The organism is Bacillus sp. FDAARGOS_1420 (assembly GCF_019344915.1).
Taxonomy (GTDB): domain Bacteria; phylum Bacillota; class Bacilli; order Bacillales; family Bacillaceae_G; genus Bacillus_A; species Bacillus_A mycoides.
Genome location: NZ_JAHWJB010000002.1, coordinates 2,239,507 through 2,262,864, shown reverse-complemented (window position 1 = coordinate 2,262,864; position 23,358 = coordinate 2,239,507). Strand labels below are relative to the sequence as shown.

General features: G+C 36.0%; 20 protein-coding genes, 4 pseudogenes and 1 riboswitch. Of the genes and pseudogenes, 17 read left to right on the top strand and 7 right to left on the bottom strand.

Translation table 11 applies throughout. From position 1 onward, the window contains the following. Positions 1–29: 29 nt before the first annotated feature. Both I6L50_RS21855 and I6L50_RS21850 read right to left on the bottom strand, forming a co-directional pair. Positions 30–1,403: a sensor histidine kinase gene (locus tag I6L50_RS21855; protein WP_219303063.1), complete on the bottom strand. Its 1,374-nt coding sequence runs from the start codon at positions 1,401–1,403 to the stop codon at positions 30–32. Beyond that, positions 1,400–2,074: a response regulator transcription factor gene (locus I6L50_RS21850; RefSeq protein WP_219303061.1), complete on the bottom strand. Its 675-nt coding sequence runs from the start codon at positions 2,072–2,074 to the stop codon at positions 1,400–1,402. Before I6L50_RS21850 ends, I6L50_RS21855 begins: the two co-directional genes overlap by 4 nt. Positions 2,075–2,250: 176 nt before the next feature. Between I6L50_RS21850 and I6L50_RS21845 the strand changes: the two genes are divergently transcribed. The 4 genes from I6L50_RS21845 to I6L50_RS21830 all read left to right on the top strand — a co-directional run bounded on the left by I6L50_RS21845 (position 2,251) and on the right by I6L50_RS21830 (position 4,354). Next, entirely contained in the window at positions 2,251–2,721 is a 471-nt protein-coding gene (locus tag I6L50_RS21845) for a hypothetical protein (RefSeq protein ID WP_219303059.1), read from the top strand. A 20-nt stretch (positions 2,722–2,741) separates the two neighbouring features. After that, positions 2,742–3,065 carry a PepSY domain-containing protein gene (locus tag I6L50_RS21840; RefSeq protein ID WP_002161193.1) on the top strand — a complete coding sequence of 108 codons (324 nt, stop codon included), beginning with the start codon at positions 2,742–2,744 and terminating at the stop codon, positions 3,063–3,065. A gap of 409 nt (positions 3,066–3,474) precedes the next feature. Further along, positions 3,475–3,636 carry a hypothetical protein gene (locus I6L50_RS21835; RefSeq protein ID WP_000441003.1) on the top strand — a complete coding sequence of 54 codons (162 nt, stop codon included), beginning with the start codon at positions 3,475–3,477 and terminating at the stop codon, positions 3,634–3,636. A 331-nt stretch (positions 3,637–3,967) separates the two neighbouring features. Then, positions 3,968–4,354 carry a DUF1259 domain-containing protein gene (locus I6L50_RS21830; RefSeq protein ID WP_219303057.1) on the top strand — a complete coding sequence of 129 codons (387 nt, stop codon included), beginning with the start codon at positions 3,968–3,970 and terminating at the stop codon, positions 4,352–4,354. Positions 4,355–4,900: 546 nt separating this feature from the next. On the opposite strand, the gene I6L50_RS21825 is transcribed toward I6L50_RS21830, so the two are convergent. Further along, a complete protein-coding gene (locus tag I6L50_RS21825) occupies positions 4,901–5,494 on the bottom strand; it encodes a hypothetical protein (protein ID WP_219303055.1) in 594 nt (197 codons plus the stop codon). 488 nt (positions 5,495–5,982) lie between these two features. Here I6L50_RS21825 and I6L50_RS21820 point away from each other — a divergent pair, with 488 nt between their 5' ends. The 6 genes from I6L50_RS21820 (at position 5,983) to I6L50_RS21795 (ending at position 13,942) form a co-directional block, all read left to right on the top strand. Beyond that, positions 5,983–7,461: an MDR family MFS transporter gene (locus I6L50_RS21820; protein ID WP_219303053.1), complete on the top strand. Its 1,479-nt coding sequence runs from the start codon at positions 5,983–5,985 to the stop codon at positions 7,459–7,461. A 509-nt stretch (positions 7,462–7,970) separates the two neighbouring features. Beyond that, on the top strand, positions 7,971–11,168 hold the full coding sequence (gene cypD / locus I6L50_RS21815; protein ID WP_219303051.1) for a bifunctional P-450/NADPH--P450 reductase: 3,198 nt from the start codon (positions 7,971–7,973) through the stop codon (positions 11,166–11,168). 469 nt (positions 11,169–11,637) lie between these two features. After that, on the top strand, positions 11,638–12,057 hold the full coding sequence (locus I6L50_RS21810; RefSeq protein WP_113935859.1) for a MarR family winged helix-turn-helix transcriptional regulator: 420 nt from the start codon (positions 11,638–11,640) through the stop codon (positions 12,055–12,057). 320 nt (positions 12,058–12,377) lie between these two features. Continuing rightward, on the top strand, positions 12,378–12,728 hold the full coding sequence (locus tag I6L50_RS21805) for a DoxX family protein (RefSeq protein ID WP_113936093.1): 351 nt from the start codon (positions 12,378–12,380) through the stop codon (positions 12,726–12,728). Positions 12,729–13,013: 285 nt separating this feature from the next. After that, a complete protein-coding gene (locus I6L50_RS21800; protein WP_219303049.1) occupies positions 13,014–13,319 on the top strand; it encodes a monooxygenase in 306 nt (101 codons plus the stop codon). Between the two features lie 290 nt (positions 13,320–13,609). Continuing rightward, positions 13,610–13,942: a DUF1904 family protein gene (locus I6L50_RS21795; RefSeq protein ID WP_002142404.1), complete on the top strand. Its 333-nt coding sequence runs from the start codon at positions 13,610–13,612 to the stop codon at positions 13,940–13,942. A 52-nt stretch (positions 13,943–13,994) separates the two neighbouring features. On the opposite strand, the pseudogene I6L50_RS21790 reads toward I6L50_RS21795, so the two are convergent. Continuing rightward, positions 13,995–14,180 (bottom strand): annotated as a pseudogene (locus I6L50_RS21790) (hypothetical protein); the annotation flags it as partial. A gap of 88 nt (positions 14,181–14,268) precedes the next feature. Between I6L50_RS21790 and I6L50_RS21785 the strand changes: the two are divergent. Further along, positions 14,269–14,724 (top strand): RNA-guided endonuclease TnpB family protein, encoded by a 456-nt coding sequence (locus tag I6L50_RS21785; RefSeq protein ID WP_307897024.1) that lies wholly within the window; start codon positions 14,269–14,271, stop codon positions 14,722–14,724. On the opposite strand, the gene I6L50_RS36020 is transcribed toward I6L50_RS21785, so the two are convergent. Both I6L50_RS36020 and I6L50_RS21780 read right to left on the bottom strand, forming a co-directional pair. Further along, positions 14,695–14,946 (bottom strand): hypothetical protein, encoded by a 252-nt coding sequence (locus I6L50_RS36020; RefSeq protein ID WP_257475408.1) that lies wholly within the window; start codon positions 14,944–14,946, stop codon positions 14,695–14,697. The genes I6L50_RS21785 and I6L50_RS36020 overlap by 30 nt on opposite strands. A gap of 151 nt (positions 14,947–15,097) precedes the next feature. After that, a complete protein-coding gene (locus I6L50_RS21780; RefSeq protein WP_219303045.1) occupies positions 15,098–15,490 on the bottom strand; it encodes a VOC family protein in 393 nt (130 codons plus the stop codon). A 111-nt stretch (positions 15,491–15,601) separates the two neighbouring features. Between I6L50_RS21780 and I6L50_RS21775 the strand changes: the two are divergent. The 5 genes and pseudogenes from I6L50_RS21775 to I6L50_RS21760 all read left to right on the top strand — a co-directional run. Beyond that, positions 15,602–17,578: pseudogene (locus I6L50_RS21775) on the top strand (DEAD/DEAH box helicase); the annotation flags it as partial. 513 nt (positions 17,579–18,091) lie between these two features. Beyond that, complete coding sequence (locus I6L50_RS34980; RefSeq protein WP_257475345.1) at positions 18,092–18,220, top strand: hypothetical protein; 129 nt, start codon at positions 18,092–18,094, stop codon at positions 18,218–18,220. Beyond that, positions 18,220–19,350, top strand: coding sequence for an RNA-guided endonuclease InsQ/TnpB family protein (locus I6L50_RS21770; RefSeq protein ID WP_219303043.1), 1,131 nt, complete (start codon positions 18,220–18,222; stop codon positions 19,348–19,350). Before I6L50_RS34980 ends, I6L50_RS21770 begins: the two co-directional genes overlap by 1 nt. A 143-nt stretch (positions 19,351–19,493) precedes the next feature. Continuing rightward, positions 19,494–19,826 (top strand): annotated as a pseudogene (locus I6L50_RS21765) (phospholipase D-like domain-containing protein); the annotation flags it as partial. A 75-nt stretch (positions 19,827–19,901) separates the two neighbouring features. Continuing rightward, a riboswitch (SAM riboswitch) is annotated at positions 19,902–20,003 on the top strand. Between the two features lie 87 nt (positions 20,004–20,090). Then, positions 20,091–21,296: a M20 family metallopeptidase gene (locus tag I6L50_RS21760; RefSeq protein WP_219303041.1), complete on the top strand. Its 1,206-nt coding sequence runs from the start codon at positions 20,091–20,093 to the stop codon at positions 21,294–21,296. Positions 21,297–21,425: 129 nt separating this feature from the next. On the opposite strand, the pseudogene I6L50_RS21755 reads toward I6L50_RS21760, so the two are convergent. Continuing rightward, a pseudogene (locus tag I6L50_RS21755) lies at positions 21,426–21,575 on the bottom strand (IS5/IS1182 family transposase); the annotation flags it as partial. A 212-nt stretch (positions 21,576–21,787) separates the two neighbouring features. On the opposite strand from I6L50_RS21755, the gene I6L50_RS21750 reads away from it, so the two are divergent. Next, complete coding sequence (locus tag I6L50_RS21750; protein WP_113935855.1) at positions 21,788–23,161, top strand: sigma-54 interaction domain-containing protein; 1,374 nt, start codon at positions 21,788–21,790, stop codon at positions 23,159–23,161. Positions 23,162–23,358 lie beyond the last annotated feature (197 nt).

The window sequence follows — 23,358 nt, the reverse complement described above, 5'->3', positions numbered from 1 at the left end:
TGTATTCTAAAGCTAAAACCGAGCATACATTATGCTCGGTTTTCAATTGGTAGTTTAAATGTAAAAGTACTGCCTTCTCCTAATTTACTTTCAACGGTAATTTCTCCTCCGTGTAGTTCTATAATCCATTTTACCATCGACAATCCTAAACCTGTGTTTCCATTGTTTGAAGATGTTCGTGCTGCGTCAACTCGATAGAAGCGGTCCCATATTTTCACAATATGCTGCTCGCTGATGCCTATGCCATTATCGGAGACTTTACCTATTATGTTGGTTTCATCCCGGAACAGTTGCATATTCACAGTGCCGTTCGCTTTGCTATAAGCAATCGCATTCGTTAGTAAATTCATTAATAAACGCATCATCAATGTTTGATCTGCTTTAATAAACAGGTCTTCCTCTATATGTGTTGTTATATTAATCGAAGCTTCTTGAACCATTAATGAAAGCTCTTCTACAACGATTTCCGTTAATTCACTCATATTGATACATTCAAATTGAAAAGTATTATGCTTTTCTTGGTCAACTCGTGCTAATAATAAGAGTTGCGAGATTAACGCGGACATTTTACGCGATTGCCTTAAAATTACTTCTAACGATTCTTCCATTTCTTTCGGATTATTCCTCTGCGATAAAGCGTATTCGCATTGCGAAATAATAACAGATGTTGGTGTTCTTAATTCATGAGATGCGTCAGATGTAAATTGTTTTTCACTTTCGAATGATGTCTCCAATCGCTCAAACATTTTGTCAAAGGTTTGTGCTAAATGATACATTTCGTCTTTCGATGAACCTTGTAAATTAATTCTCTTCGAAAGGTCTTTACCATCACCAATTTCACTGGCTGAATCACTCATTTGTTGCACAGGTCGAAACGCTCTTTGCGTAATAAAATATCCTCCCACTGCCGCAATGAGAATAAGTAATGGAAATGAGATGAGTGTTACCACAATAAGCGTATTCATGGTCGATGATAATTGATTCATGGTCATTATGCCACGAACCCAGACTTGCTCATCGCCGCCTACATTATGGAGAAAATCATATACTATCCATTCCTTATTACCGTCTTTAATGGTTTGTATTTCATCGGATTTAAGCGATACCTTTTTATTAAAGGTTGTTGGATTATGTCCTGCCATCAGCTCACCTTGTTTACTATAAATGATGATATTTACTCCATCTTCTAAGGCCTCAAATTCATCGTCAATCTTTAACTGTCCATGCTTATATTCGATATCTTCAATGCTTTCTTTTACTGTGCTCTTCAATTGATTTTTCATATTAAAAAGCAAAACTTTATCTGACGAAGTTAAAATAAAAGCTAACACGAGTGCCATAATAATTACAACTAGCCCCGTATACCATAGGGTCACTCTCATTTTTATTGATAGTCTTTTCATGATTCTACTCGCAATACGTAACCAGTTCCTCGTACTGTATGAATTAACTTCGTTTCAAACTGGCTATCAATTTTTTTGCGAAGATAGCGGACGTAAACATCAATAATATTCGAGCCACCTTCATAGTCGTAATTCCACACATGTTGCTCAATTTTATCTCGTGTCAACACAACGTCTTTATTACGAATCATATATTCTAAAATAGCAAATTCTTTACTGGAAAGATTGATAACTTGATCTCCTCTTGTTACTTTATGCATATTGCAATCCACCACTAGGTCAGCGATTTCAAACACATTAGATGTATTTCCTGTTTTTCTTCGCATCAACACTCGAATTCTTGCTAACAGCTCATCAAAAGCAAAGGGCTTTACTAAATAATCGTCCGCACCTAAGTCGAGTCCTGTTACGCGATCATCAATTGTATCTTTAGCTGTAAGAAGCAAGACAGGAGTTGTATTATTGTCCGCACGTAATCTTTGTAATACTTGTAAACCATCTATTCCGGGAATCATAATGTCAAGCACAATCAAATCGTAGGTAGCCATGCTTATATAATCCAAAGCATCTTCTCCATTCCCACATCCATCGACACTATAATATTCTGCATTTAATCGTTTTACCAATATATTTTGTAAGTCTTTTTCATCTTCGACAATAAGAACTCGCATTAACATTCTCCTTTTCTTCTTATTTATATGTATCACTATAATTCCGAAACATTAAAGAAAGATTAGAAACTATTTAATTATATCATTTTATTTTTTTGCGCATTAATCTTCCTTTAATGTTTGTTCAGTAATATAAGGACATGGATAAGGTGCACATGTAAAGGGAGGAGAACATAATGGGGAAATGGATGATGATTGGAGCAATGTCTTGTTTATTCTTAACAGCTTGTTCTACTCAAGCTGATAACGATACAGAAATACAACAACTGAAAGTAGAAAACGATACATCACAAAAAGAAGGTACGCAACTACAACAAGAACCACACAAAACAGGGCCTGCTATGAATGATACTAAGCAAACACAAGATTTCAAAAACGAAGTCACATCTATTGTAGAAAAGGCAAATAATACGAAACCAGTTGGAGCAAAAGAAGAAAACTTAAATACGTACTTAGCAGCAAAAAAAGAAATTGACCAATTAGATGACAAGATAGATCTATCTGATGATCAGCTAGAAGCAGATTTTCACGCTGGAACGATAACTGTTGAACAATATCAAATACAAGAAAGAGAACAAGATATACTTGAAGATCAATTAGAGCAAGCAGAAAATGTACTTGAAGCAAGATTTGGAATAAATGATTAATTATTAAGGAGTGGATGGAAATGTTAAAACATAAAAAGAAAATAATTATAAGTGTAATTGCTATTTTAGTAAGTGGTATTGCTATTGTTGGTGGATATTATGGTATGGGCTACAATTATGCGAAAAAGAATGAAAACTATACAGAGAAACAAGTTCGTGAAATTTCTTTAGCTCATACAAATGGAGAAATTATTAATGTGAAAAAAGAATTCGAATTAGAAGATGACAACTTAGCTCAATCTAAATTTGAATATGAAGTGGAAATCAAGACACCTGAGAATCTATTAAATATTTTAAAGGTTAGTGCTAGAACAGGTACAATAGAAATCAATAATGAAGATTAAAAAATTATCGACAAATAAAATATCGCGTATTTGAAAAAATCCAATAAGCTGCCCATATGGACAGCTTATTTACATAATTCTCGTTAACAGTAGTCAATGATGCATATAATTTTCGTTTTGGGGGTATTTGCTTTTCTTAGCTTGATAGTGATGGGATGAGCTTCCGATTGTGGAAAATCTCCAGGCTTCTATTAGTTGGTTAGTGGAAGAAAAATTTGTTCCACAGCCCGTAAGTTATTATAATACATAAAAATTAAATTCTTCTTCTGCAATTCATTCAAATCGGCCAATCTCCGCATCTTTTGAATTCCCTGAAGTACTTAAACCTAAGCAAAATAATTAACTATCCTATGCAAGAAAGTTAGGCTAGTTAATCGCATATGTTTTATTGAAGGGATGTGATTGAATTATGGAACGGCCGAATTGGGGAATTGGAGGATTAGTATTCGTTGGCTGCATGTTTCTTGGCGGAGGAGTGGGATCTATATTAGGTGATACTCATGCTGGATGGCTAATAGGGATGGGTGCTGGATTTATTGGGATGGCTTTAACGAGACTAATCAGAAAGTAATATAACGGGATTCTTCTTCGGGTAAATAAGGAAATATGTATGTAAGTAATTCATGGTATAAGAGCTCTATAAATTATAGTTAGAAGTTTCTCTTTTTTAAATTTCTCCATACATAGATATGATTCTCGGGTCGGAGGATGGCACCTTAGGGTGTCTTTTTTATGCTCTCTAAAAATGTCTTAACATATAATAGCCGAGTCAATTCACATAATCAAGCTAAAAGATTTTGGCAGATTGCCATCATCTTTTTTGTAATAGAATAGATTCATTACCGTTTCAGACCTATGTATTCATTCATAACCTAACAGTAAAAGGGGGGATGATTCAAGGTATGGCGTATAATGATGAATTAATTTGTCAACAGTTTGCAAGAATTATCGGTGGTCAAGAAGGATTCGCCGGTGGGAAATGCGTGGCAACAATAAATCGGGATGAAATACAAGCTACAATCTTAGGAAAACGTTTTAGAGTAACAACTTCCTTCTCATTCGAATCAAGAGATAAGAAAACTGGACGGGCATTATGTCTAGGCCGGGTAGCGCTATTGCAAAAAGAAGTCAATGCATTTGTTGCTACAATTATTAAACAAGGAATAATCGTTTCGTCTATACACAATGAGTGGTTATGTGATGATCCAAATTTGATTTACGTTAATATTGAAGACGTTGAGGATCCACTAATTTTCGCAAGGAAAGTTATAAGAGCGTTATGCAATTAACTAATTTCTTTCGTTAAATGTGTGATTTTGTTAATTAGAATATTTCGGATTGTTGAATGGTTTTATAAAGTGAAAGAAGATGTTCCATATTTGGAATGTCTTTTCTTGTTGTTTTTTCTAATGTGGGTTGTTACATTATTTTAATTGATTATATGCTACTTATTTTACAACAAAAAGAACTGGGTGAGGTATTCTTAGAGGTGTGTCCTTCGTTATTTATTTTAGCTGGTATTGTACTTTTTATTATGTTTTGCCCAGATTCATTAGATATTTCAAAAAAGATTTGACTACTTTTCAAATAAATAAAAATTAAAAAACCGGTTCTTTCGTAAAGGAACCGGTTTTTTGTAGCGTTTTGCTTAGCGTACGAAATTTGCTTTTTGTTGATGTCACCACACCTCTATCAAGTTATCACATACAAGGTAATAGATGTTTTTTATAATTTGAAAGGAGAGGAAACGAACTTGGAGAGAGTACTGGAACCATACAATAAATACATTGAGGGGGCATGTTTGAGCTATGGACCTATCCTCCCGTTCTAATTAACTAAAAGAAGAATTTTCCCATACCGATTAGACTACTAAGCATTCCGATTCCATTCATGGTGCCTTTTCCTGCTGTCAGTAAGTTTCCAAGCATTCCTGGCTGCCCGTTATTCCCCCATCCCATGGGATTTACCTGTCCTCCCCATCCTGGAGGGTTTCCAAAAACACCCGAGTTATTGGTACTAAAGTTAAAAGCCTTGGCTGGCGGCGATAGTAAAGCGGCAAGATGCCCTTGTGCGAACATCCCTGTATGATTGAATGGTTGAGCCCAAGGGAAGGGATGTTTTTGAAAATTAAAACCTGCATGGCCTGGTAATGGAATCCAATTAGCAGGATGTCCTTGGGGCATCATCCCTGCATAATGGATTGGCTGACCCCAAGAGAAGGAAGGGGGCCCGGGATTGAAACCCGTATAATTGGTTGGTGAATCCCAACCAAATGGATAGATTCGACAACTCCAATTTTCAGGAATCTTCAGACCATTCATTTCCTTAGCTTTAGTTATTTGGGGCTGTGAATATAATGATGACATTGAAATTTGGTTATTATATTGTTCCCCGTTTCCCTTTGAATCCAAATACCAATATTGGTGCATAAGCTTATTCCCCTCACTTTAAAAATGTAATGTTAGACTTAGCCTATGTAATATTCCTTTTTATGGATGGTTACATAACTAGATTTACAAGCCCGTATTTAAAAGAATGGGTGTGTGGTCTTGTTGATTTATCCCGCTATTTGTGGGCAGTAAGACACCGCCACCTCAAAATTCAGCGAAAGCAAAGAAGTTAGATGGGGGGCTTTTAGAAGGGTATTTTCAGTTGCTCCTTTTGTTTATTTCAGCCTAATTTAATTTCGGTTAACAAACGTATTTAAATATTCATTCAAAATCTTATTTAAATGTTTATAAAGGTTTAATCAATAAAAAAGATTTAAAAATGTTATGTTGAGTAATTAGAATTGCTAAAAAGAGAATATCCATTCGAAGAGTTTGGCAAAATACTGCAAGGGCAATGTATTCTTGTGCAGATAAGCAAAAGATTTAAACGAATCAATGGAATTTATAATGAAGGGGCAAATGAAAATATGAGTGAAACATTACATAAAAGAAAACCACCATATTTAATGCTTGTAATCCTTTTTATTGGGGCATTTGTTTCATTTCTAAACAACTCGCTTTTAAATGTAGCCTTGCCATCAATAATGAAGGATTTAGACATTAAAGATTATTCAACGATCCAGTGGCTTTCTACAGGGTATATGCTTGTAAGTGGTATATTAATTCCGGCATCAGCATTTTTAATAACCCGCTTCTCCAATAGGAGCTTATTTATTACATCTATGGTGATTTTTATTTTTGGTACGGCCTTAGCGGCTTTAGCACCGAACTTTAGTTTATTACTTACTGGCCGGATGGTTCAAGCAGCAGGTTCTTCAGTCATGGGGCCTTTGTTAATGAATATTATGCTAGTAAGCTTTCCAAGAGAAAAAAGGGGAACAGCAATGGGGATTTTTGGATTGGTTATGATTACAGCTCCAGCAATTGGACCGACACTATCAGGTTATATTGTAGAGTATTATGACTGGCGTTTGCTTTTTGAAATGATTTTACCGTTAGCAATCATTAGCTTACTGTTAGGGATTTGGAAATCGGAGAATGTCATGAGACAAAACAAAAATGCAAAACTTGATTATCTCTCATTACTATTATCTTCTGTCGGTTTTGGCGGTTTGTTATATGGATTCAGTGCTGCAAGCTCCGATGGTTGGACGAATAAAGTTGTCTTAACAACCTTAATCATAGGCGCTATTGCCCTAATTACTTTCATTATCCGTCAATTAAAAATGAATGAGCCGTTATTGGATTTACGTGTTTACAAGTACCCAATGTTTGCACTTGCGTCTGTAATTGCAATTGTCAACGCAGTGGCCATGTTTTCGGGTATGATTTTAACACCAGCTTATGTACAAAACGTCCGCGGTATTTCGCCGCTGAGCTCTGGGCTGATGATGCTTCCAGGTGCGGTAATAATGGGGGTTATGTCACCAATTACAGGTAAACTATTTGATAAATATGGCCCTCGGATTCTTGGTATAGTAGGACTTTCCATTACAGCTGTTTCAACTTATATGCTGGCAAACCTGCAAATCGACTCTAGTCATACACATATTATTCTTATTTACACACTGCGGATGTTTGGGATGGCGATGGTGATGATGCCGCTTATGACAAACGGCCTTAATCAATTGCCAACTCGCTTAAATCCGCACGGTACAGCTGTTAATAATACAGCCCAACAAGTGTCCGGTTCGATTGGTACCGCTATTCTTGTTACGATTATGAATTCTGTAACAAAAACAAAAGCTGAGAGCCTAATGGTTGATGTAGATCCAACAACCTTCACAGAAGCTACGAAGGCAATGCTAACTCAGAAGGCTTTATTATCTGGAATTCAATATTCATTCTATGTAGCGCTTGGCATGAATGTTGTTGCACTACTATTAGTTTTTTTCGTTAAACGTGTAGATACAAGCGCGGAAGCTGTCGAGAGGTTAAATCGGTAGAGCAAAATAAAACTCTAGATAATGATTCCTACAAGTTTTTTTGCTGTTTAGTTAGACTATGAAGAAATGCAAATTTCTGCTGATAAGGCGCGGTATTTAAATTTGGAAAAGAACCAGTGAAATAATTATATATAGTAAAAAGGATCTGATATTCATATCAGATCCTTTTTCATTAGTAACACAACAGTATACTTGCTTATCGTATTTGTTTGAATTGACATTAGAAACTACTGATTTTCCCAATACTACAATCTTTAGCTCTCAATTTGTGATAAACATTATAATAATACGCTTCATTTTAATTTAGTATTTTCTCTGCAAGTTATAAATCTAATATCAACAAACAACTTAGATTACCAACCTTATAAGCAATATCATAATCGTGAATAGTTAGGGAAAAGATAAAATAAGGTAATCAATTACATATCTTTATCCCAGGCGATTCATTGCTATCTTCTTTTTATTGAATGGGATATTTTATTTCATGCTTTTTTGAAAGGGTGTTTTTAATGGATAAAAAAGTATCTGCCATTCCTCAACCGAAAACATATGGATTGCTGGGGAATCTCCCATTAATCGATAAAGATAAACCGACCCTATCCTTTATCAAGATAGCGGAAGAGTATGGTCCCATTTTTCGAATTCAAACTTTAAGTGATACCATCATTGTCGTTTCTGGACATGAACTGGTAGCAGAAGTCTGTGACGAAACAAGATTTGATAAAAGTATAGAGGGTGCTTTAGCGAAAGTTCGCGCCTTTGCTGGAGACGGATTATTTACAAGCGAGACTCACGAGCCTAACTGGAAAAAAGCTCATAATATTTTGATGCCTACATTCAGCCAACGAGCAATGAAAGATTATCATGCTATGATGGTTGATATTGCTGTACAACTCGTTCAAAAATGGGCACGGCTTAATCCGAATGAAAACGTAGATGTTCCGGAGGATATGACTCGCCTTACATTGGATACAATTGGTCTATGTGGTTTTAATTATCGATTTAATAGCTATTATCGTGAGACCCCTCATCCTTTTATTACTAGCATGAGCCGTGCTCTAGATGAGGCGATGCACCAATTACAGCGGCTGGATATAGAAGACAAACTCATGTGGAGAACGAAACGTCAATTTCAGCATGATATTCAATCTATGTTTTCTTTAGTAGATAATATTATTGCTGAACGTAAAAGTAGTGGAAATCAGGAAGAAAATGATTTACTTTCCCGTATGTTAAATGTGCAGGATCCGGAAACTGGTGAAAAATTAGATGATGAAAATATTCGTTTCCAAATTATCACTTTTTTAATAGCTGGGCATGAAACAACAAGTGGATTATTATCTTTTGCAATCTATTTTTTATTAAAGAATCCAGGTAAATTGAAAAAAGCCTATGAAGAAGTAGATCGGGTTTTAACAGATCCCACTCCAACATACCAACAAGTTATGAAATTAAAGTATATCCGGATGATTTTAAATGAATCGCTACGTCTATGGCCTACTGCTCCAGCATTCAGTCTCTATGCAAAAGAAGATACAGTGATTGGTGGGAAATATCCAATTAAGAAAGGAGAAGATCGTATTTCTGTTCTTATTCCACAGCTACATAGGGATAAAGACGCGTGGGGAGACAATGTGGAAGAATTCCAACCTGAACGATTTGAAGAGCTGGATAAGATTCCCCATCATGCTTATAAGCCATTTGGAAATGGTCAACGAGCATGTATCGGTATGCAGTTTGCACTTCATGAAGCCACACTCGTAATGGGAATGCTTCTTCAACATTTTGAATTCATCGATTATCAAGACTATCAGCTGGACGTAAAACAAACATTAACGCTAAAGCCTGGTGATTTTAAAATTAGGATTCTACCCCGAAATCAAACTATTAGCCATACTACTGTTCTTGCGCCTATAGAGGAGAAACTGAAAAATGATGAAATCGAACAGCAAGTTCAGAAGACTCCTTCTATTATTGGAGCCGATAATCTTTCGCTTCTTGTTCTGTATGGATCGGATACAGGGGTAGCAGAAGGTATTGCAAGAGAACTAGCAGATACAGCTAGTTTAGAAGGTGTTCAAACAGAAGTGGTAGCACTTAACGATGGAATTGGAAGTCTGCCAAAAGAAGGGGCGGTTCTTATTGTAACTTCTTCTTATAATGGAAAACCACCAAGTAATGCAGGGCAGTTTATGCAATGGTTGGAGGAATTAAAATCGGATGAGCTAAAAGGTGTTCAATACGCAGTTTTTGGTTGTGGAGATCATAATTGGGCTAGTACTTATCAGCGAATTCCAAGATACATTGATGTGCAAATGGCTCAAAAAGGAGCAACAAGATTTTCGACACGTGGAGAAGCAGATGCAAGTGGTGATTTCGAGGAACAGCTCGAGCAATGGAAACAAAGTATGTGGTCTGATGCGATGAAGGCATTTGGATTGGAACTTAACAAAAACATTGAGAAAGAACGCAGTACATTAAGTTTACAATTTGTTAGTCGTCTTGGAGGATCTCCTCTTGCGCGAACATATGAAGCAGTTTATGCATCTATACTAGAAAATCGTGAACTTCAATCATCTAGCAGTGAAAGAAGCACGCGACATATTGAGATATCCTTGCCAGAAGGCGCTACGTATCAAGAAGGTGACCACCTTGGGGTGCTGCCAATTAATAGTGAGAAAAATGTCAACCGAATTTTAAAACGCTTTGGGTTAAATGGGAAGGATCAAGTCATATTGAGTGCAAGTGGACGAAGTGTAAATCACATACCTTTAGACAGTCCTGTTAGTTTATTTGACCTTCTTAGTTATAGTGTAGAAGTTCAAGAAGCAGCCACTCGAGCACAAATACGAGAAATGGTGACATTTACAGCATGCCCTCCTCATAAAAAGGAATTGGAATCATTATTGGAAGAGGGAGTTTATCATGAACAAATATTAAAGAAACGTATGTCAATGTTGGATCTTCTTGAAAAGTATGAGGCTTGTGAACTCCGATTTGAACGCTTTTTAGAACTTCTTCCTGCGCTCAAACCGCGTTACTATTCTATTTCAAGCTCTCCACTCGTTGCACAGGATCGTCTGAGCATTACGGTTGGTGTTGTTAATGCACCTGCATGGAGTGGGGTAGGGACATATGAAGGAGTCGCTTCTAATTATTTAGCTCAGCGTCATAATAAAGATGAGATTATCTGTTTCATTCGAACGCCACAATCAAACTTTCAATTACCTGAAAATCCAGAAACACCAATTATCATGGTTGGACCAGGTACTGGAATTGCACCATTCCGTGGATTCTTGCAAGCGCGTCGTGTTCAAAAGCAAAAAGGTATTAACTTAGGACAAGCACATCTATATTTTGGTTGTCGTCATCCTGAAAAGGATTATCTCTATCGTACAGAACTAGAAAATGATGAAAGAGATGGATTAATCTCTTTACACACAGCTTTTTCTCGCCTAGAAGGATATCCTAAAACATATGTACAGCATTTAATAAAACAAGATAGAATCAATTTAATTTCGTTATTAGATAATGGAGCGCATCTTTATATATGTGGTGATGGAAGTAAAATGGCTCCTGACGTAGAAGACACCCTTTGTCAAGCATATCAAGAAATTCATGAAGTCAGTGAACAAGAAGCAAGGAATTGGCTGGATCGTGTGCAAGATGAAGGGCGATATGGAAAAGATGTTTGGGCCGGAATCTAAATTCTTCTTAATTAGATAAGTAATATGTAACCAATGAACTTGTTTCGAATAATTGTTGATTTAAATAATAAACTTATTTATAAAAATCCCGTATTTTTATTGAATACGGGATTTTCTTATTTTAAATAAGCTGGACTGATACTTTAGAAAAAGAAAAAATCTCATATGAAACCAAAGCTACATAATCTTAGCTTGATGGGTATGGTGTTAACCAATTTATTGACGTGATTTGAAATTTAAACCTTCGCGCACTGGCTGAACAGTTTTTAGCACAGTGTCAAATCGATGGGGGATATAACCGCTTGAATGAATCTTGCCGTAGAAAAATAGTAGATAAATCATTTGACAATTAAAATGCCCTACTTTAATGTATATGCCATAGCATATAATTAGTAAAACAAACAAATTCACTGTGAATAATTGATTGATATGCTATGCCCTTTTATATTTTAATTTATAGAGGTGATATATGAATTTACATGATTTAATAGGCTATCTTGTTCATCGTACTGATGTGAAAATGACTAATTATTTTACTAAGAGATTAAAGCCTTATGGAGTTACGCCAGAGCAGTGGGGGATCATTAGTGTTCTTTGTAGCCAAAGGGGTACTACTCAAAAAGAGTTAGCAGAAGCTATTGATAAAGATCAAACTACTGTCGTAAGAATGATACAGTCAATGGAGAGAAAAGGGATTGTAAAGAAGGCTTTGAATGACCAAGATAGGCGTTCACACAACCTTTTTTTAACTGAAAAAGGTGACGATTTAAAGAAAACAATCTTGCCTGTAGTGAAAGACGCTCACCATTTCGTTACGAGTAATTTGAGAGAAGAAGAGATTAAACAATTACAATCATTATTAAACAAATTGTATGATACGCGCTATTAATATGTGTTCCTTATTGATGCTATGCTATTTATAAGGAACACAATCTGTATTGTATATGCTATAGCATGTAATTTTGTTTGAAGGAATGGGGAGATAGCTTTATTTTGTATGATATGTGATTTAAGATGAATTTTTTGACTAGTACTAGTCAAATTTCCGTACGATACATGCTATAGCATGTACTGTTCATCCTTTTAACATTGAAAAGAGGAATTTACATTGAATCAACCTCAATAAGGTTAATCTCAAGCAATAGGGTAAAGGCAGTAGCTACTATATGAACAATACTGAGTTTTTATCAAATAAATAAGAAAGATGTGATTACTATTTTAATATTAATTAATACTGTAAAAGTTATGTTGTTTCTGTTCTTTTTAATGACAGGTTCGAAAATTATATCTGGGAAAATGGCAGATGAGTTCAAACGATTTGGTTTACCTTCGTTTTTAAATTTCTTAACTGGGGCTTTTGAGATTGTAGGAGCAATTGGAATGTTGATAGGAATTTGGGTCCCAATAGCAGCTTTATTGGCAGGATTTTTGTTAGGCGGTACTATGCTTGCAGCTGCATTAACTCTTATTGTATTAGCGGGAGATCCCTTTAAGAAAGCGATACCTGCGCTTGTTTTGTTTGTCCTTAGTTTAGGGATAAGTTTATATCATATTTTTTAAACATAATAGTAAACCGTTAAACGGTATGTGTTCAAGTTGCTATCATTTTGTAATTATTTTATCCCGCATTAAGGGGCAGTAAGACTCCTACCTCAAAATTCGGCGAATGCGAGGGAGTTAGGTGGGAGTCGGGCTGCCCATAAAAGCCCGATTGGTGAAGGCTAATAATCAGTGTGGGGTGAAAATGCAGGTGAAATTTCAAATGAGTGCAGGAGTAATAGCAGTACTCATTTAAGATATTATCTGCGTTCGAATTGAAAATATTGAACTTAGGAGTGAGTGAAAATGGCATATTTACTACAAGTTGATTTTCCGTTTGAAGGTCCTTTTGGTGAAGAAATGGAAAAAGCATTTTTGGATTTAGCAAAAAGTATTAATGAAGAAGACGGATTCCATTGGAAAATATGGACGGAGAATCAAGAAACGAAAGAAGCAGGAGGCATCTATGTATTTGAAGAAAAACAAGATGCTGAAAAATATGGAGAAATGCACAAGAATAGACTTCAAGCATCTGGTGTTAAAGATATTAGAGTAAGAATTTTTCACATCAATGAAAAGTTAACGAAACTGAATCGTGGTTATAGTAAATAATTAGGGGCACGTAATTCAAAAAAAAGAAGGGGATAATCTCCTTCTTTTTTTGAATTGATGCTACAGAAAGAATAGCGTGTTTTTTAATTTAGGGTCATCTCTTTTTGATAGTTTGATATCGATGTGACAATACCCCTTTATTATTTTTCAGGTTACAATACATGTATTGCTTCAATAACATATGATCATTCTTAAGAATGTCATTGAAATGTACCAATAGATGTTAGTGCAGCAAAATAAATTGTGTTATGATGTGAGCGAATATAAAGCTATCTAACGGAGGGATTCACATGCCGCATGTTGTGTTTCGTGGAATTACTATTGAACAATTAAAAAGCATAAGCAAGCCATTAGTAGAAGAGCTCGCAGATATCTGTGAGTGTGGTACGGATAATTTCACCTTGGAACTACCAAGTTCTACGTTTGTATTCAATGGAGAAGAAATAGAAGCGTTTCCTCTTATTGAAGTGAAATGGTTCGAGCGTGGACAGGAAATTCGTGATCGATTTGCCAAGGCCATTACTACATATGTAATGGATTTTGGACTTCCAGAAGTAGAGGTTGTATTTACGGTTTTCACAGAATCAGCGTATTATATTAACGGGAAGCATTGTGCAAGTTAGAGCTATTTGAAAGATTTTTATAACATTAAGAAAAGAAATAGGAGAGAACACCCTATTTCTTTTTATTAATATAATAAAATGTGATGACTAGATCCAAAGTAATGATAATAATTAGAAGTACCAAGTGTATAAGTGCATCAGTTTTCCCGTTTAATAAAGATTTTATAAAGAAATCCCATTCTGTTTCATAGGGAGGCTCTGACCAATTTCGTTGCATTCCGAAAGCTATTCCATTTATCAATTTAGCCAAGAAGACTCCTTCCTCAAGGAGCGTGAAGGACGTAGCCTAGGGAGTAGGAGGGAGATGAATTGGCATCGAACAAGAGATGCCAATTCATCTTAATTGCTCGACATATGTAAAGTGTTACCGGACAATTTGTCATAATCACTTCACTATCAATCGAATGTACGTTTGGTATATGGTAGATATATATATCGAAATGGAGGTGAAACGAAGGATGATCAATAAAGCGTATAAATTTCGTATCTATCCAAATAAAGCACAAGCGATTAGTGAAGTATCTTGGTCACAATTTAGAACGTTGCTAGAATACAAGGCAAAATGGTATGGAAAACAAGTCATTCCGGTATCCAAAACATTTGCTTCAAGCCAATTATGTTCTTGTTGTGGGTATCAAAATAAAGACGTTAAGAATCTAAATCTTCGTGAATGGGATTGTCCTGAGTGCAATAGTCATCACGACAGAGATATTAACGCAAGTATCAATCTTAAAAATGAAGCTTTAAGACTTCTAACCGTAGGAACTACGGGGATAGCCTAATGAATTAGAAGCCACTAGGCTTCTGTACTTAGGAATCTCCCACTTCAAACAGTCCGTAAGGACGTTAAGTGGTGAGTAGTTCAAGAAAAAGATAATACTTAATAGGATTCTTCCAACAAATACGGCAACTACTTTTAAATTCCAATGCTTTATCTTGATTACATACAGAATAGGGAATAGTATAAGTATCCAAAAAATAATAATATAGACTGTATTTATCATTCTTTACTCCTAATAAAACGATTGTTTTTTATAGGTGAGTTTTCGGATTGAAGGTGTGTTTTATTATTATTGGTTGCGCACTTGCAAAGATAAGGGCCGGAATTCCGGCTCTTTTTCTATCCCGCAAAAGCTCCCTGATTAAAGTGTTACTTTATCTCTCCGTCTCAAAAAACTCAATCCACTCCCCGTCAGGGCCAGCGAAGAATATGTAACGTGTTCCATCTGGTAATGTTTCAATTTCTTCTCCTAGTAAAAAGGTTACTTTGTGGGTTTCTAGTCTTTTGATTTCATCATCTAATGAATCCACTTTAAAGCAAATGTGATGTACTTTTCCTTCTGCCGGAAGGGAAGAGTTGTAACCTTCAATTAGTTCAAGTATCGTTTCTTTCGATTCTTCCACACCTAAAAAAGCGAGTTTTAAGTCTGGATTTGGGTGCCCCATACGTTTAATGAGCTGTAAGCCGACTACTTCTTTATAAAATGAAATAGATGTTTCTAAGTTTGTAACCATAAGTCCAACGTGTTCGATTCGTCTAACTGGCATGTAGATTCCTTCTTTCTGAAAATTATATACAATATATTATTGAAAATTAAGAAAATAAGCAAGATAAAAACCTTACAAATTTTAGCGTGTTATATGGTATAGTGAGAAAGTGTGTTTGGGGAGAAGGAAGGAGATTATACGATGAATACAACTACTCAAACTCCTTCATTATCGGAAACAATGAAAGAGTGGCATTATGCATTAGCATATGAAATTAAACATTGGAAAACGATAGGTGGTAGTAAAATCTCTATCATGAACGGTCGTTTTTTATATACAGATTATGAAAGTACAGTATACGTATTTCAGCTTATTTCGGAAGTAAGCTTACCTGAAGGTTCACCAATTCGAATTGAGTTCGATGGTGAGGAAGCGACAGGGGAAGTATTATCTGTACATGGATTAGAAATCGAATTGAAGTTAAATGATTATATACAAGGCGAAATACGAGAAGCCGTTTTATACAGTGAACCGTGGCAATTGTTAGAACAACTACAAGAGCGATTGAAAGAGGCACATAAAGATAAGTTAAAACGTAATCGTATAAAGCGTCTTGTTGATGGGACGAGCAGTCCGAAACATATTGAGAAGATGAAAAATCCGAAAAATGAATTGGCGTATCGTTCGTTTTACAATCCGACAACGTACGTGTGGGGACCACCTGGAACAGGGAAGTCTTACAATTTATCACGTATTATTTCGGCTCATTATCAAAAAGGAAAATCGGTACTTGTATTAGCTCATAGTAATGCGGCAGTAGACGTATTAATGAGCGAAGTAACGAAGCAAATTGAGAAGAAAAAGAAATGGACACCTGGCGAAATTGTTCGTTACGGTTATAGTCAACATGAACATATACGAAATCATGAAACATTACTTACGTCGAAGCTAGTTGAAACGACGAACGGATCTTGGGGAGAAGAAAGACTCTATTTAGAAGAAACACGACAAGATCTTCGTGAAAAAATTTTATCATATAAAGCGACTTCTGCTGATAAGAAGCGTATACAAGAGATTGAAAGTGATCTTCGAAAGCAAAAAGCGAAAATTAAAGAAGTAGAAAAAGAATACATTGAAAACGCGAAAGTAATCGGCGCAACTTTATCGAAATGTGCTATTGATTCACTTATTTATGAGCGTACGTTTGATTTAGTTGTCGTAGATGAAGTGAGTATGGCATATGTTCCGCAAATTGCATTAGCTGCTTCACTTGGAAAACGTATTGTCGTTTGTGGGGACTTTTTACAGTTACCTCCAATTGCGATGGCGAACCATGAACTCGTTCGAAAATGGCTCGGGGAAGATATGTTTTACCATGCCGGGATTGTTGAGTCTGTCAATAAATCAGAAGCACATCCGAACCTCTTTATGTTGCAGGAACAAAGGCGTATGCATGCGGATATATCGAAGTTTACAAACTCATTTATTTATAAAAATAGAGTATATGACCATCCGTCTGTTTCAGAGCGTAAGGAACTTGCGCAATTGCAACCGTTCGCAAATGAGGCAAGTGTTTTATTTGATACGAGCTTAATGGGAGCCTTTTCGTTAAAAGACGCTGCTTCTGGTTCTCGATTTAACATTATGTCTGGTTTAGTAGCGATGCAAATGATGTTAATCGGACTGTTAGATGGTGTTCAATCGATCGGTGTTGTTACACCTTACAGGGCACAATCCCGCTTTTTATCAACGTGTATTAGAGAAATGTTGCAGAGAACGAAATATCAAAACATACCAGTTTTAGCGGCGACGGTTCATAAGTTTCAAGGTTCTGAAAGAGATATGATGATTTTTGATACAGTGGATAGTTATCCGCAAGAACGACCTGGCGTGTTATTCTTTGACCATAAAAACCATCGCCTCGTCAATGTAGCTGTAACGAGAGCGAGAGGGAAGTTCATTCAATTATCAGATTGCCATTATATGCGTAAAAACCTTTCGAGGAAACAAGCGTTATCACAATTAACAGCTCATATAGAACGTCACGGAGATGTATATGATCGCACGACATCAAGACAATTGTGGGAGCGGAAAATTTCGAAACGTTTACGCTGGTTTATGGAAATGAATCTTGAAGAGCCGAAAGGGTAACTAACTGTTACGATTTATTTAACCAATTATAACGAAAGTTAATTAAATATATCAGTAAGCCCTGCTAGTCAAGTGATTGGCTAGTAGTGAGGGTTAACTGCGGGCAATCCCTAAAGCTGATTGAACTACAACGTGGCTAGAAATGGCGAGCGTGAATGTTGCGAAAGCAGAAAAAATCAATCAGATCGTGCAAGGTTAAATCCTAAACACTAGAACAATGGGTCTTCCGCCTCGAATCATCTAAGTCAAAATGGATAAGATGAACGTTCAACGACTATCTCGTATAACTGACGAGAGTACATCACAAGCCTATGGTGGTGGAAAAATCCTCTATCTCTAAAGAGATAAACATATAGTCTGCGCTCATGTGAAAACATGAGAAGTTCATAAGAGAACTGGCTAAGGAATTGCGCCCTTAGTTGAACAAGATAAATTTTATTGAATCTATCAAACTTTATTGAATTTATCGAACGTACGTGCTATGTTTGGTTCAATGAGGTGAGAATAATAATGAAATTTTCACGAGTTAGTCAAGTATCGGAATTAACAGGTTTGTATCCTGGTAGTCTCAGGAGAATGCTGGTGGAACACGCTACTATTCAGAAGAACAAATCTTTCATTAAAGAAGTTAAATTCTGATGATATTAGCGAAGAAAGTCAGACTGATTCCAACGCCTGAACAAGAAAAAGTGCTTAGAAACCATGCTGGAGCTGCAAGATTTGCTTATAACTATTGTAAAAGGATGAGTGATAGATACTATAAGCTATTTGGAAAATCTGTTTCACAGTTAGCTTTACAGAAACGATTTACAAAGATCAAGAAGCGAAAGCAATATGAGTGGTTAAAAAATATCAACGCACAAGTTCCCAAACAGGCTTCAAAAGATTTTGACAAGGCGCGAAAAAATTCGTTCGAAAAGTACAAAAATGGTTATCACACTTCTTATAAATCCAAAAAAGATTTAATCCAAGGATTTTATGCCAATTATGAAAGACTGATTATAGGAAAGAAAGTAGTTGATATTCAGTCTATTGGAGAAGTGAAAACAAGCCAACAACTACCAAGAAACAAAAAACCATCAAATCCAAGAGTTACATTTGATGGTCGTCACTGGTGGATTAGTGTAGGATTCCAAGAAGACTTTGAATTACAAGAACTAACCGATGAGTCGATTGGTGTGGATGTTGGTTTAAAAGAGCTGTTTGTAGCTTCTAATGGTATGAAAGAACGAAATATAAACAAAGATGCTAAGGTTAAAAAACTTTTGAAAAGGAAAAAGTCAGCGCAAAGAGATATGTCTAGGAGATTTAAAAAAGGTGTGAAATTTCAATCTGCCGGATATGAAAAAGCTAAAACTGAGCACCTTCGGTTATCTAGGAAAATTACGAATATCCGAAATAACCATATCCATCAAGCAACAGCTAAATTGGTGAAAACCAAACCAATGAGAATTGTTGTGGAAGACTTCCCTATCTCAAACCTGTTAAAAAACAAAAAACTATCGAAAGCATTTTCATTTCAAAAGTTAAACTTCTTCTTTCAATGTTTATCATACAAGTGCGAGAAGTATGGCATTGAGTATGTAAAAGCTGATAAATGGTTCGCCTCAAGTAAGATTTGCTCATGTTGCGGAGTAAAATACGACCATTCAGTTCAACCAGAAGGACAGTGGAGTTTAAAAATACGTGAGTGGTGTTGTGCTTCATGCAATAGCCATCACGATAGGGATGTAAATGCGTCGATAAATTTATCAAGATGGGTAAAATAAATGCTTGATAATAGGAGGTAACGATACTGCCTCGTGTGGAGTGTTATACCCCTCGTCCCTTTGGGGTTGCGAGAACACGATGAAGCACTAACTTGTGTAAATTTGATTGAATTGTATAGATTTAGTTAAGTTTATCGTATCGGTTATTGAAAGATGTTTTAGCCGCAAAACGAAAAATTATTATTTCACTTCCAAGTACAAAGCAAGTGGATAAGCGAGTATGGCAAGCGTTAATGCGTACAAATGCGCAAATAACAGTGTATAGTGATGGACCAGTTCCGTTAAAAAATGTAAAGTTACAAAGACAAAATAAAGCATTCCCGTTTATCGTAATCGATGATGAAATCTTTTGGGCAGGAGCACCTCTTACATCTCAAATGATGTTTGAAGGTAGTATGGAATTTCCGTACATATGTGCAAGATTACAAGCACCTGAAACAATTGGCGTATTAAAAGGGTTTTTAGATATTCGGTAAATTCAGATAGGAATTCCTTGACTTTTGCCTGGAATGAACTTAGAATGAAAATAATTTAATATAATTTTATGAAAATTCTTATCACGAGAGGTTGAGGGACTGGCCCTATGACACCTCGGCAGCGGATTCTTTATGAATACTGTGCCAATTCCAGCAAGGTAACTTGAAAGATAAGAAAGAAGCTCATTTGACTGTATATACAGAAGCCTCTTTCTATCTTTTAGAAAGAGGCTTTTTTACGTGAAAATAAAAGGAGGAAGAAAAATGGGAGCGACAGGAGTAACGTCACAAAGAAAAACAATTGAAGAGAGTATAGAAAGAAATAAGGAAAAGTACATAGAAACAAGTCATAATATTCATGCGAATCCAGAGATTGGTAACCAAGAATTTTATGCATCGAGAACGTTAAGTTTATTACTAGGTAGTGCAGGATTCCAGTTGCAGCACAATATAGCTGGTCATGAAACAGGATTTATCGCGCGGAAAAGTTCAGGAAAACAAGGACCAGTTATCGCATTTTTAGCCGAGTATGACGCTTTACCAGGACTCGGTCATGCATGTGGTCACAATTTAATTGGCACAATTAGCGTTGCAGCAGCGATCGCATTATCAGAAACGCTTGAAGAAATTGGCGGAGAAGTTGTCGTGTTCGGAACACCAGCAGAAGAAGGCGGGCCAAATGGTAGCGCAAAATCGAGTTATGTGAAAGCTGGCTTATTTAAAAACATTGATGCGGCGCTTATGATTCATCCGAGCGGAAAAACAGCTCCAACGAGTCCATCACTAGCGGTCGATCCACTTGATTTTCATTTTTACGGAAAAACAGCTCACGCAGCAGCCTCACCAGAAGAAGGAATTAACGCATTAGATGCGATTATCCAGCTGTATAACAGTATTAATGCACTTCGCCAACAACTTCCGCCAGATGTGAAAATTCACGGAGTTATTACTGAAGGCGGGAAAGCACCGAATATTATTCCTGACTACGCCGCGGCACGCTTCTTCATCCGCGCAGCAACGAGAAAAAGATGTGCGGAAGTAACAGAGAAAGTAAGAAACATCGCACAAGGGGCAGCATTAGCAACAGGCACAAAAGTAAAAATTCATCAATTCCAAAATGAAATTGATGAATTGCTCGTAACAAAAACATTTAATGACGTCGTAGCGGAAGAGTTAGAACTACTAGGTGAAGATGTAAACCGTAAAGAAAGAGTAGGAATTGGCTCAACAGATGCAGGAAACGTAAGCCAAGTCGTACCGACAATTCATCCGTACATTAAAATTGGACCAGATGACTTAATTGCGCATACGAATGAATTTAGAGAAGCAGCACGTTCAGAACTTGGAGATAAAGCGCTAATTACATCCGCAAAAGCACTAGCGAATACAGCCTATCGATTAATTACGGAAGAAGGTTTGTTAGAAAAGGTTAAGGAGGAGTTTAGGGAGGAGCAGAGGAATCAGGGGTAGGTGGTTCAAGGGAGTGGGTTTTACGAAAGGAAAAACTTACGTTTTTCCTTTCGTAAAACATATGTACAATGCAAAAAGGTGACTTTTCGTTCAAACTTGAACGGAAAGTCGCCTTTTTCTTATGCTTTTTTACCTTGTTTCTTTCATTAAGGTCATGATTCGTTTTAAATTAACTGCGAATATGACCATCGCCCCTTGTATTTGCATACCAATCATACCCGAGGAAGATGCCACATCATACCCGTGTCTATGCTTTAGCTCACTATTTTTCGCCTCGATTTAGCCAATAAGACTCCTTCCTCAAGGAACTTGAAGGGTCACAGTCTAGTGAGTAGGTGGAAGATAAATTGAAAATGGGAGGTTTTTTTGTTGTATCAAGTGCAAGAAAAATAATATGAGAAAACTTATGCTTTACATTTCTATACAAAATCAAATAAAATATTCATTAATAAATAGACTGGATTTTCTTTATTTTGAATGGTGGTGAAAAATTGTTATATACAGAATTTATTTCTGAAACAGAGACGATATTGGAATCTTTAATGGATGATTTAATCGTAACAGATGTAAATGGGACGATTCTAAAAGCGACACAATTTACCGCTGATAGATATGGAATTAAGTATGAAAGTTTAATCGGTGCTTCTATTTATGAATTGGAACGAACAGGTATTATTACTCCGATTGTGACACCGTTAATCATACAAAAAAAAGAGAAAATCACAGTTGTTCAGCTTACAAAGACAGGAAATAAATTGCTAGTAACAGGAGTACCCCTATTGGATGAGGAAGGCGAAGTATATCGAGTTGTAAGCTACTCTTATGATGTTTCGGATTTGATAGAAATTCAGAAATATTTAGATCATATGCAAGAGGAACTGGAACGTGTGAAAGAGGAAGCTCAACTTGCACTGCGTGAAAAAATTACATCAGTAGGGTTAATTGCTGATGATCCTGCTATGTATAAAGCAATGGAGACAATACATCAAGTTGCAGAGGTGGATGTAAATACAGTTCTACTTGGAGAATCAGGAGTAGGAAAAACAGCTATTGCTCGTTATATTCATGATAAAAGTCCAAGAACATATGGACCTTTTATTGAAGTCAATTGTGCTGCTATACCTGAGTCTTTATTTGAGGCTGAATTCTTTGGGTATGAAGCTGGCTCTTTTACAGGGGCGAAAAAAAATGGGAAACCCGGATTTGCAGAACTTGCTCATGGGGGAACTTTGTTTCTTGATGAAGTAGGAGAGCTTTCACTTGAACAACAAGTAAAACTTCTTAAGCTAATTGAAGAAAGACAATTTTATCGAGTTGGTGGAACAAAGCTGAAGAATGCAGATTTTCGTCTTATTGTCGCAACAAATCGCGATTTAGAAGAGCTGGTAGAGAATAAAAAATTTAGACAAGATTTATATTTTCGTTTATACGTTGTACCAATTTTGATTCCTCCATTACGTGAACGACCTCAAGATATTATGAATTTGATTTATTTATTTTTGAATAAATTTTGTACTCAATATAAAAGGGAGAGGGAATTGGATCAGGCGGTCATACAAATTTTATTACAGCAAAAGTGGAAAGGAAATGTAAGAGAATTAATGAATATAATAGAACGGCTCGTGATTACATCACATTCAAAGCTTATTACGATTGAAAATATACCAGATTACTATAAATCTAAGAGTGGTGATGAATTCGTTAAAAAGTCGTCTCAAACTCTTACAGAAATACTAGAAATGGTAGAGAAGCAAGTATTATTTGATGCTAAGAGAAAATATAAAACGACTGTGAAAATAGCAGAGAATTTAGCGATAAGTCAGCCCTCTGTAGTAAGAAAATTGAAGAAGTATAAGATAAATTGAAGTTATGAATGGTGAGAAGATGGATGAAACATTTTTGTCCATCTTCTTCTTTTTTTCTAAATTGGCATGATATTTGCATTAATAAACAATACAAAGGGGGAGAGAACATTGCCTTATATATAAATACTTATTTTCAATACTTTAAGATTTAGCACAAGAAAAATAAGTAGGGGATAAATTGATAAGTCAACCTTTAT

Bases quoted from the DNA above. Each gene is read 5' to 3' on its own strand.
- I6L50_RS21780 (WP_219303045.1), bottom strand. From the start codon at position 15,490: ATGCCAGTTAGACGAATCGAACACGTTGGACTTATGGTTACAAACTTA.
- I6L50_RS21855 (WP_219303063.1), bottom strand. From the start codon at position 1,403: ATGAAAAGACTATCAATAAAAATGAGAGTGACCCTATGGTATACGGGG.
- I6L50_RS21795 (WP_002142404.1), top strand. From the start codon at position 13,610: ATGCCGCATGTTGTGTTTCGTGGAATTACTATTGAACAATTAAAAAGC.
- I6L50_RS21840 (WP_002161193.1), top strand. From the start codon at position 2,742: ATGTTAAAACATAAAAAGAAAATAATTATAAGTGTAATTGCTATTTTA.
- I6L50_RS21845 (WP_219303059.1), top strand. From the start codon at position 2,251: ATGGGGAAATGGATGATGATTGGAGCAATGTCTTGTTTATTCTTAACA.
- cypD (WP_219303051.1), top strand. From the start codon at position 7,971: ATGGATAAAAAAGTATCTGCCATTCCTCAACCGAAAACATATGGATTG.
- I6L50_RS21850 (WP_219303061.1), bottom strand. From the start codon at position 2,074: ATGCGAGTTCTTATTGTCGAAGATGAAAAAGACTTACAAAATATATTG.
- I6L50_RS21835 (WP_000441003.1), top strand. From the start codon at position 3,475: ATGGAACGGCCGAATTGGGGAATTGGAGGATTAGTATTCGTTGGCTGC.
- I6L50_RS21785 (WP_307897024.1), top strand. From the start codon at position 14,269: ATGCCAATTCATCTTAATTGCTCGACATATGTAAAGTGTTACCGGACA.
- I6L50_RS21820 (WP_219303053.1), top strand. From the start codon at position 5,983: ATGAGTGAAACATTACATAAAAGAAAACCACCATATTTAATGCTTGTA.
- I6L50_RS21770 (WP_219303043.1), top strand. From the start codon at position 18,220: ATGATATTAGCGAAGAAAGTCAGACTGATTCCAACGCCTGAACAAGAA.
- I6L50_RS34980 (WP_257475345.1), top strand. From the start codon at position 18,092: ATGAAATTTTCACGAGTTAGTCAAGTATCGGAATTAACAGGTTTGTAT.
- I6L50_RS21760 (WP_219303041.1), top strand. From the start codon at position 20,091: ATGGGAGCGACAGGAGTAACGTCACAAAGAAAAACAATTGAAGAGAGT.
- I6L50_RS21825 (WP_219303055.1), bottom strand. From the start codon at position 5,494: ATGCACCAATATTGGTATTTGGATTCAAAGGGAAACGGGGAACAATAT.
- I6L50_RS21810 (WP_113935859.1), top strand. From the start codon at position 11,638: ATGAATTTACATGATTTAATAGGCTATCTTGTTCATCGTACTGATGTG.
- I6L50_RS21830 (WP_219303057.1), top strand. From the start codon at position 3,968: ATGGCGTATAATGATGAATTAATTTGTCAACAGTTTGCAAGAATTATC.
- I6L50_RS21800 (WP_219303049.1), top strand. From the start codon at position 13,014: ATGGCATATTTACTACAAGTTGATTTTCCGTTTGAAGGTCCTTTTGGT.
- I6L50_RS36020 (WP_257475408.1), bottom strand. From the start codon at position 14,946: ATGATAAATACAGTCTATATTATTATTTTTTGGATACTTATACTATTC.